The organism is Mangrovibacterium sp., assembly GCF_059905295.1.
The window spans coordinates 1-8,772 of sequence record NZ_JBZQJF010000282.1; the positions used below are offsets into that span (position 1 = coordinate 1).

At 43.9% G+C, this 8,772-nt stretch carries 9 protein-coding genes; 4 read left to right on the plus strand and 5 right to left on the minus strand.

What is annotated here, in order from left to right; all coding sequences use genetic code 11:
- From AC37HE_RS14460 to AC37HE_RS14475, 4 genes are all read right to left on the minus strand, one after another.
- Positions 1–575: spondin domain-containing protein (locus AC37HE_RS14460; protein ID WP_500783562.1), on the minus strand; the 575-nt coding region annotated here is incomplete at its 3' end.
- Between the two features lie 240 nt (positions 576–815).
- Entirely contained in the window at positions 816–1,766 is a 951-nt protein-coding gene (locus AC37HE_RS14465) for a bifunctional methionine sulfoxide reductase B/A protein (protein ID WP_500783563.1), read from the minus strand.
- A 133-nt stretch (positions 1,767–1,899) separates the two neighbouring features.
- A complete protein-coding gene (locus AC37HE_RS14470) occupies positions 1,900–3,372 on the minus strand; it encodes a sensor histidine kinase (RefSeq protein ID WP_500783564.1) in 1,473 nt (490 codons plus the stop codon).
- A 16-nt stretch (positions 3,373–3,388) separates the two neighbouring features.
- Positions 3,389–4,084 (minus strand): response regulator transcription factor, encoded by a 696-nt coding sequence (locus AC37HE_RS14475; RefSeq protein ID WP_500783565.1) that lies wholly within the window; start codon positions 4,082–4,084, stop codon positions 3,389–3,391.
- Positions 4,085–4,300: 216 nt separating this feature from the next.
- On the opposite strand from AC37HE_RS14475, the gene AC37HE_RS14480 reads away from it, so the two are divergent.
- Together AC37HE_RS14480 and AC37HE_RS14485 are read left to right on the plus strand one after the other, a co-directional pair.
- Positions 4,301–4,774 (plus strand): hypothetical protein, encoded by a 474-nt coding sequence (locus tag AC37HE_RS14480; protein ID WP_500783566.1) that lies wholly within the window; start codon positions 4,301–4,303, stop codon positions 4,772–4,774.
- An 88-nt stretch (positions 4,775–4,862) separates the two neighbouring features.
- A complete protein-coding gene (locus AC37HE_RS14485; RefSeq protein ID WP_500783567.1) occupies positions 4,863–5,690 on the plus strand; it encodes a hypothetical protein in 828 nt (275 codons plus the stop codon).
- A 78-nt stretch (positions 5,691–5,768) separates the two neighbouring features.
- Here the strand turns inward: AC37HE_RS14485 and AC37HE_RS14490 are convergent, their stop codons facing one another.
- Positions 5,769–7,517, minus strand: a complete 1,749-nt coding sequence (locus AC37HE_RS14490; RefSeq protein ID WP_500783568.1) for an AMP-binding protein — start codon at positions 7,515–7,517, stop codon at positions 5,769–5,771.
- Positions 7,518–7,745: 228 nt separating this feature from the next.
- On the opposite strand from AC37HE_RS14490, the gene AC37HE_RS14495 reads away from it, so the two are divergent.
- Both AC37HE_RS14495 and AC37HE_RS14500 read left to right on the plus strand, forming a co-directional pair.
- A complete protein-coding gene (locus AC37HE_RS14495; RefSeq protein ID WP_500783569.1) occupies positions 7,746–8,357 on the plus strand; it encodes an HD domain-containing protein in 612 nt (203 codons plus the stop codon).
- Positions 8,358–8,382: 25 nt separating this feature from the next.
- Complete coding sequence (locus tag AC37HE_RS14500; RefSeq protein ID WP_500783570.1) at positions 8,383–8,772, plus strand: VOC family protein; 390 nt, start codon at positions 8,383–8,385, stop codon at positions 8,770–8,772.

The following is an 8,772-nucleotide window of genomic DNA, read 5'->3' on the forward strand; positions in this document are numbered from 1 at the left end:
GTTACTGAAAACAAACTGTTACCGTGAGCATACAAGGTTGCTTTCAGGTTGGACGCAACCGTTCCGTAGTCGTATCCGTCGCCCACTGCCGACATCAACTGAACAAGTCCGTTTTCGTCGGCACCACTATGCGGATTGTCAGGCCCGGGCATTTGGTTAACCTGTGTTCCGGCATCCCAAAGCATCAAATCCGAAGTAATGTCGCGCTCTGTTACCGAAGTCGGAAAATCGCCGTCATAAACTTGGATACCACCGTCACCAGGGGCATAAAAACCATCGTTCGACAAGCCATACATGCTTGCAAATGACAATTTATGGTTCGGTCCGGCGTGAAACCAAAAAGTGAAGGAATGTCCAGGAAAGGCCGGTCCGGCAGTCTCTGCACCATCCGGAATAAACTTGGCCCCGGCCTCGAAAAATTCATAGGGAACCGAGACATTTTCAACCGTAATGGTGTAAGTGCCTTCGGGCAAGCTAGCACTCTTCAGGTTATTGTCGACATTCATTTCGTTGGCGCATTGAGTAAACAATCCTGCTACCAACGCCAAAATCATTGTTAAGCGTAAAAGTTTCATAGCATTAGATTTTAAAATTTATACCGCTAAGATCCTGACAAAGTATCACAGGGGAGTCACGCTGGTTTAAACCTTTTATCACAATGCTATCGGATGGTTAGACTCGAATAGCCAGACAATTAGACACTCATATTATCAAACTGCTGGATGATTGAACAGGCAGATGGTCAGATAATTCGATTATCCAACCATCCATTAATCCGATCATCCAGCAATCTAATCGTCCAACAATCCGGAAATCTAAAATCTTTGGGTGTATTTGTGGCAGTACGGAGTGCCTCCTGTTCGCTCATAGTGATTCTGGTGGTATGCTTCGGCCGGCCAGAATTTCGTCGCAAATTTCACTTCGGTAGCCACATCATAGCCTTTTTGCTTCAAAATATCAATCAGCTTCTCGGCAATATGCTTTTGTTCTTCGGTACGGTAGAAAACAGCCGATCGATACTGATCTCCAATATCCGGGCCCTGCCGGTTAACCTGTGTGGGATCGTGAATTTCGAAAAACAGGCGGGCCAGCGTTTCGTAGTCAGTTTTCGAAGGATCGAAAACAACTCGTACAGCCTCGGCATAGCCTGTTGTATGACTGCAAACATCCTGGTAGGTCGGATGATCGGTATGACCGTCGATGTAGCCATCTTCAACATCCAGTACTCCCGGGGCCTGCTCCATATAATACTCAACGCCCCAGAAGCAACCACCGGCAAAGATGGCCGTGTCCTGTTTGGCATTCTTGGGCGAACGGGCCGGCACAAAAACCAGGGATGTTGAGTTCACACAATGACGCGTGTTTTTATCGGTAAATCCTTCATTCAAAAAAACGTGGCCCAGGTGGGCACCACAGTTACTGCAGCTAATCTCCGTGCGCATGCCATCCGGATCGGGTGTTCGGGTAACAGCTCCGGGAATTTCATCATCAAAAGCAGGCCATCCGCAACCGGCATCAAACTTATCGGACGAGCGGTACAGTTCCGCCCCGCATCGTTTGCAGACGTAAACGCCGTCCTTCCAAAAGTCATCGTATTTACCGCTAAACGGAGCTTCAGTTCCTTTATTAACAATCACCCGCGCCTCGGCTTTTGTCAATGGCCGGTAATAGCGCGAATCTTTCTCATTCTTTCCGCTTTTCGTTCCCTGAGCGCAACTGGTCAGTACAATCAGCGTCAGGAAAAGCACATTAACCATTCGTTTCATCTTTATTCTCCTTTCTGCATTTGATTTTAAGTTGAAAACACCAACCGCTGCCAAACAGCAATCAAATTTTCACCACTAATATCACAGCATTTTATCACGACAAGGTCACAGAGCGATTCTATTTCTTTCTTATTTAAGCCACAACCGGTAAGTCGAATACAAAAGTTGTTCCTTTACCATACTGGCTGAACACCTGAATTGATGAATGATGCAGCTCGATAATCTTTTGCACAATTGCCAATCCAAGCCCGGTGCTTTGTTTGCCTTCTCCTCCCTTGTAGTAGCGCTGAAAAACATGGGGCAAATCCTCCTGGTTGATCCCCTGCCCTGAATCGGCCACACGAACCTCCACTTTTCCGGGAAGTTTACTGTCAATTTCAATATTGATGGTATCACCTTCCTGGCAAAATTTCATCGCGTTGTCAATCAGGTTTTGCAATACCCGATCAATCATCGAAATATCGGCTTCCACTAAAGGGACATTTTTGGCAATGGTTGTGTTCACGCTAATACCTTTCTTTTGCGAAATAATGCGGTACTTATTCGCAATATCGTAGACCAGCTCTGCAATAGAGAAAGGCTCGGGATTGGGCTTCACCTGTTGAGTTTGTAACTTGGATAGTTCGAACAAATCACCCACCAACTTCTTCAGCCTACCACAACTTTTGAAAATAACCTCGAGATATTTACGCTGTTCCTCATCGCTAATTTTGCCCTGCTTGAGCATCAAAGTTTCAGCATATCCCTGAATGGAAGCAACCGGAGTACGCAGGTCGTGCGAAACATTGCTAATCAACTCCCGCCGCAAATTATCGACCCCTTTCAACTCCTGAATATTCTGCTCAATGGTATCGGCCATTTCATTAAAAACCAATCCAATGCGATCAATATCGTTTTCACTCTTCACCGGGATTCGCGCCTGAAGGTTACCTTTGCGAAATTCATCAATTCCATGAATAATCGGATTCAGCTTTTTGGTGATCAACCAAATTGCCAGCAAGCCTACCAACGCCGAGATAACCAGAATAATGATAACCGACCGAATAGAAAGACCTAAAATATAACTACCAAGCACAGCCTGTGCGTTCGACACGTACTTCTGGCTGGCCAGAACAATATATATGTAACCGGTTAATTGACCGTTTTCAATCACTTCGGTTGCCGAAAAGGTCTTGTACTCGCCGGGATTTCGCGGATCGTCTCCATAAATAATACTGTGCTCAGGATCTTTGATAAATTTCCGAATTGGTTCCAGCTTAACCTGCTTCAATTTCACCACTTTGTCGGGCGCAACATATTTCAGAATGTTACCCTTGGTATCTAAAATATAAACCTCCACAATTGGGTTAATCACCATCATCGAGTGCATGATATCAGCAATTGCCTCGTCACTGATTTTACCGTCTTTGATATAAGGTTTAATCATATCAGCGGTATTCTGTGCCAGCTCCCGGTTCAATCGTTGATTCACCTCTACGGAATAATCGCGCGAAGCCTGAACCGACACATACATCGCAATAGCAGTAAACAGAAACAAAACCAACAGGAAAATAGCTGATACCTGCAGGTACAGACGATTCACTATTTTAGGCTTTATCGTATTCATCTTCTCCCCCTTTCTTTCAAGCTTCCCTGAATTTATAACCCACTCCCCAGGTTGTTAATATATACTCCGGCTGACTCATATTGTGTTCTATCTTCGACCGTAACCGATTGATGTGCGAGTTAACCGTGTGTTCGAAGCCTTCAAATTCATATCCCCAAATCTGATCGAGCAACTGCATACGCGAATAGGTTTTTCCCGGGTGTGAGGCCAGGTAAACCAGCAAATCAAATTCTTTAGGTGACAGTTCAATTCGCTCGCCGGAAAGTTCGACCACCCTCATGCCCACATCGATGTAAAGATTATCATAGCGCAACTCGATATCTTCAGCATCCGTTTGTTCCGGAGCCCGTTCTGTCCGACGAAGAACGGCCTTAATCCGGGCCAACAACTCCCGAATTCCAAAAGGCTTCGAGATATAGTCGTCTGCCCCAATTTCAAGTCCCAACACTTTATCGATCTCCTCCGCCTTTGAAGTAATCATCAGCACCGGGGTATTATTCTTTTCCATACGCAAACGCTTGCACACTTCAAACCCGTCCAGCTCAGGCAGTCGGATGTCAAGTAGAATAAAGCGATACTTGTTGTTCAGGGCCTTCATCAGCCCATCCTTCCCATCGAAAGCCTTATCCACATCCAGATTCATATCTTTCAGGTGAATGGCAATCAATTCGGAAATATCCCGGTCATCCTCAATGATTAATGCCTTTTCCATATACCCTTTTTTATGCTGAAACGCAGGAAAGATAGGATGGGTTTATCACAGAATTATCACAAGTGTTTAAAATTTAAATATTCATTGCCGTTTCGTTCTGAATAAGGCCTTCAAAACACTATTCCACCGACTTACAGAAGCCAAGCTATTCTACAACAGCTAATTTCTTGGAATAAGTTACTATCTTCAGGCTCGCAATGAGAAAAAACCGATAAAATGACGAACTTCCTAAACCAACCTTCGTTAAATTCGATCCGCATCATTTACTCTGGTCTAATCACCGGACTTGTTCTTTTTTCAGGCATGAGTTTTTACCTGATTCACACATCCGGAGCACTCGCTATTTTCGACACCGCAACAACTGAATACCTGCTTTTAATAGCAAATCTCCTGCCTTTAATTGCCATTCCTACCGGGATCGTAATTGCGCGTAAGCGATTAAGCGGAATCGAAACAACGCCAGCGGATGAAAAGTTAACGCAATTTCAGTCGGCCATGATTGTGCGTGCTGCAACCATCGAGGGAAGCGGTTATTTCTTCCTGGTTTGTTTCGCACTGACCGGAATACACACCTTTTGGCTTGAAGCAATTGCTATGATCTCACTTCAACTGTACTTTTTCCCAAACAAAAGCCGAATCTCGCGGGAATTAAAATATGATTTACACGAGCTTCTAAAGGCCAATTCATAATCAAGAACAAGGTTCCGATAAATTTGCAATCCATCCAATAATTTGAACCTTATACCGTTCTAAATTTGGAATGCAAACTATTAAGATTATGAAAAGAAAAACAAGCCTAATTTTCACTTTATTTCTGGCTTTCATCTCTATTACCGGTTGTAATAAGGATGAAAATACAGAACAATCGGTGACTCTGCCACCTTACGAATCAATGGTTATTGATTTCGGAAATCTGACAAGTACCACTAAATCAGCCAATGTAGTAAGTCAAGCAAACTGGACCTACTCAGCCGTCTCTGTTGGATTTTGGAACGCGGTCATTTGGACCACATTTGCCGTTCCTGTCACCGCATTTAAAGCGGCCTTTAGTCAAACGCCGCAAAAAATCGACGACACTTCCTGGCAATGGACCTACTCTGTAGATGGCTTCACAAGCCAGTATACGGCACGTTTGGTGGGCACCCTCCAAAGCACCCAGATCGACTGGAAAATGTACATCACCAAAACCGGCATCAATGGGTTCGATGAATTTCTATGGTTTGAAGGTACTTCGAATCTTGATGGACAAAGTGGTCAATGGATTCTTTACCAAAGCCCGACTTACCCGGAAAAAGTTGTGCAGATTGACTGGGAGAAAACCGGAGAAGAAGTTGGCGATGTAAAATACACTTACGTCCGTGAGTTGGATGACAACGGGCAAGCGAATACATTCAAAAACAGTTCTCTTATTTACGGTTTGCAAGACGACTTTTTTGATGCCTATGTAAATGTCCATGTTTATTCAGCACAAACAAGCGGCTTTGTTGATTCACAAATTGAATGGAGTCGGACGGATTATTCCGGTCGGGTAATGTCCGAGCAATATTTCGACGATACGGATTGGCATTGCTGGGACTCAACCGGCGCCGACAGCATTTGTGAGTAGTCCTTCAACATTCAAAAAAAATAAAAATCCCAAGCGATGAAGCCTGGGATTTTTTTTATGCTGTCTTTTGCTCTTTTCTTAATGATACAGAAAACGCTTGATCTTCATAGTCGGCGTTTTTTCGAAAGGTACAGGTTGAAGAACCACCAGCTGAATCCGTGAGAATTTATTCACTTCGTCGTTAACCTTCTGCTGAATATCTGCCAGGATATCATCCACCTTCGTATTGAATTTCAACACTGCTTCCTCTTTAGCCTGCTTGAAGCGGATTTCAATCTCGTCCATATTCAGGTGCACCATAGCCACCAAACGACCTTTTTGCTGAACGACGAGCGACTCCAGCACATACTCCATCCGGTTGATCACTGATTCAATCTCTTCCGGATAAATATTCTCACCCGACGCCCCAAGGATCATATTTTTTATACGCCCTTTAATGAACAGTGATCCGCGATCGAACTTTCCTAAATCACCGGTTCTGAACCAGCCATCTTCTGTAAACACATCTTTCGTCAGACCGGGTTCTTTGTAGTAACCTTTCATGACATTTTCACCACGTGCCTGTACTTCACCTTCGCCTGTCAGGGGATCAGCATTTGCAATTCGCAGATGAACACCTTTTAACGGCAACCCGGTTGACAAGTAGCGCACATTAGAGCCAACTGCACCAGCCAAAAGCGGCGAGGTTTCTGTCAGACCATAACCAATAGCCAATGGAAAGTTAGCATCCATCAGGAAGCGTTCCACTTCATTGTCCAGCTTGGCGCCTCCAATTCCAAAGAATTTCAGCTCGCCACCAAAAGTTTGCAGAAGCTTTTTACCGGCAATACGGCTCAAAATTTTCTGGAACGGACGAATCTTGTAAAGCGTTCGAGTGATGGCCTTGCTATTGATCTGTGGTAATATTTTCCCTTTGTAAACTTTCTCGATAATCAACGGAACAACCAGCATAACTGTCGGTTTTACCTGCTGTAAAGCCGGCATCAATACTGATGCTGTTGGTGCTTTGCGTAAGTAAGCAATGGAGCAACCGTTCATGATCGGGAAAATTAATCCCAGGGTATTCTCGAAAGTATGCGACAAGGGTAAAACCGACAAGAAGCGATCTGTTGAATCGACATACTGAAAATGAATACTCTGCTGAGCCGTCCAAACAATATTTTTGTGCGTCAACATCACTCCTTTCGACTTTCCGGTAGTTCCCGAAGTATAAATAATAGAAAGCAAATCTTCCTCTTCTACGGGAGCATACTCAAAGGCTGAATCATCAGCCTGAGGTAAATCAACCAAAGCTCCGGTCGCATCAATTTCTTTCAACTCTTCGATGCTGATTATCTTCAAGCCCGGAATCGCTTCACGATCAACTTTAGACTGCAATGATGCCGATACAAATACAAACTCGGCTTCCGCATGTAATAAAATATTCTTGATTTCGCATGCCGAGAAATCGGGCAAAATTGGAACAACAACAGCTCCAACTACCGATATGGCAAAAAACGAAATTCCCCAGTTAGGCATATTGGCACTCAGGATAGCCACCTTAGTACCCGGCTGGACACCAAAAGCACGAAGTTGCTTACCTAAGCTTTCTACTTCCATTTTCACATCGTCATAGGTCAACGGTTTATCACCGGCAAACATCAACGCATTATTGGAATGATATTTTTTAAAACTCGCCTGGAGCATTTCCGGCAGAGTCAGTTTTATATTCTCACTCATAGTCATTTTCCCATCTCCCTTTAGCATGCGGAAGAAACCAGAACAGTGTGCAAAAGTAAGGTTTTCTACCAAATCAGAATCTTTTTCATGATGTTTTAACAACATCATTTTCTATCAATTACTGAAAATCAAGCATGCGCTAAGTCATTTCAAAAACCCTGCCGAAACGTTTTTCTTCGACTCCTCTACTAGATACTTCCAGCCTTTGCAAAGTTCACGTCCCAATACAAGCAACTGTTTCTTCCACAAAAAAAATACGACCAAAATGAAAAATCCTCAATTCGCTTTCTGTAACTTAGAGCTATGGATCAATCGGTTTTTATACACGAAACAGCAATGTATATACGTTTGCAATTTGAACAAGATGCAAGCGGACACGACTGGTGGCATATACATCGGGTTTGGCAACTTGCACTAAGGATTACCAAACACGAACAAGCCGATTTATTTTTAGTCGAAATGGCCGCCCTGTTGCACGACCTGGATGACTGGAAACGACAAACCAACCAAGATCAGGAAAAACGAAGTGCATGTTGGATGCGCAAACTAGGTGTTCCGGAAGAGAAAGTCCTGAAAATCGAACGTATTATTGATGAAGTGTCGTTTAAAGGAGCCGGAGTGGACACCACCCCGACCAGTGTTGAAGCTCAGATTGTACAGGATGCCGACCGGTTGGATGCCATGGGAGCCATTGGCATTGCCCGAACTTTTGCTTACGGCGGCAATAAGCAACGGTTGATATACGATCCCAAAGTTAAACCGGAAATGCACATCGATTTTGAAACTTACAAGAAAACCAATGCACCAACAATAAACCATTTTTACGAGAAACTGCTCTTGCTTAAAGATCGCATGAACACCCCTTACGGGAAAAAGCTGGCTGAAGAAAGGCACAAATTCATGAAACTGTACCTCGAGCAATTTTTCAAGGAATGGAATTTGAATTAGTCAACTTATTAAATCCGTCTTGAGTATGAGAATTGCACACATTGCTATTTGGACGCGCGATCTGGAAGGTATGCGCAATTTTTACATGCACTATTTCGATGCCAGCTCCTCCGAAGCATACTATAACCACAGTCGGGATTTCAAATCTTATTTTCTGGCATTTAACGACGATTGCAAATTGGAACTCATGCATATGCCGGGCATTCCGGTTAATAAAAACGACTCCATCAAGCAGGCAACCGGATTAATCCATCTGGCTCTGGGTTTGGGATCAAAAGCTAAAGTTGATGAGTTAACCGAACTCCTCAAAAAAGATGGCTTCCGAATCGTAAGTGAACCCCGTACTACAGGCGACGGCTACTACGAATCAATCGTTCTTGACCCGGAAGGTAACCGGGTGGAGTTGACTCTTTAA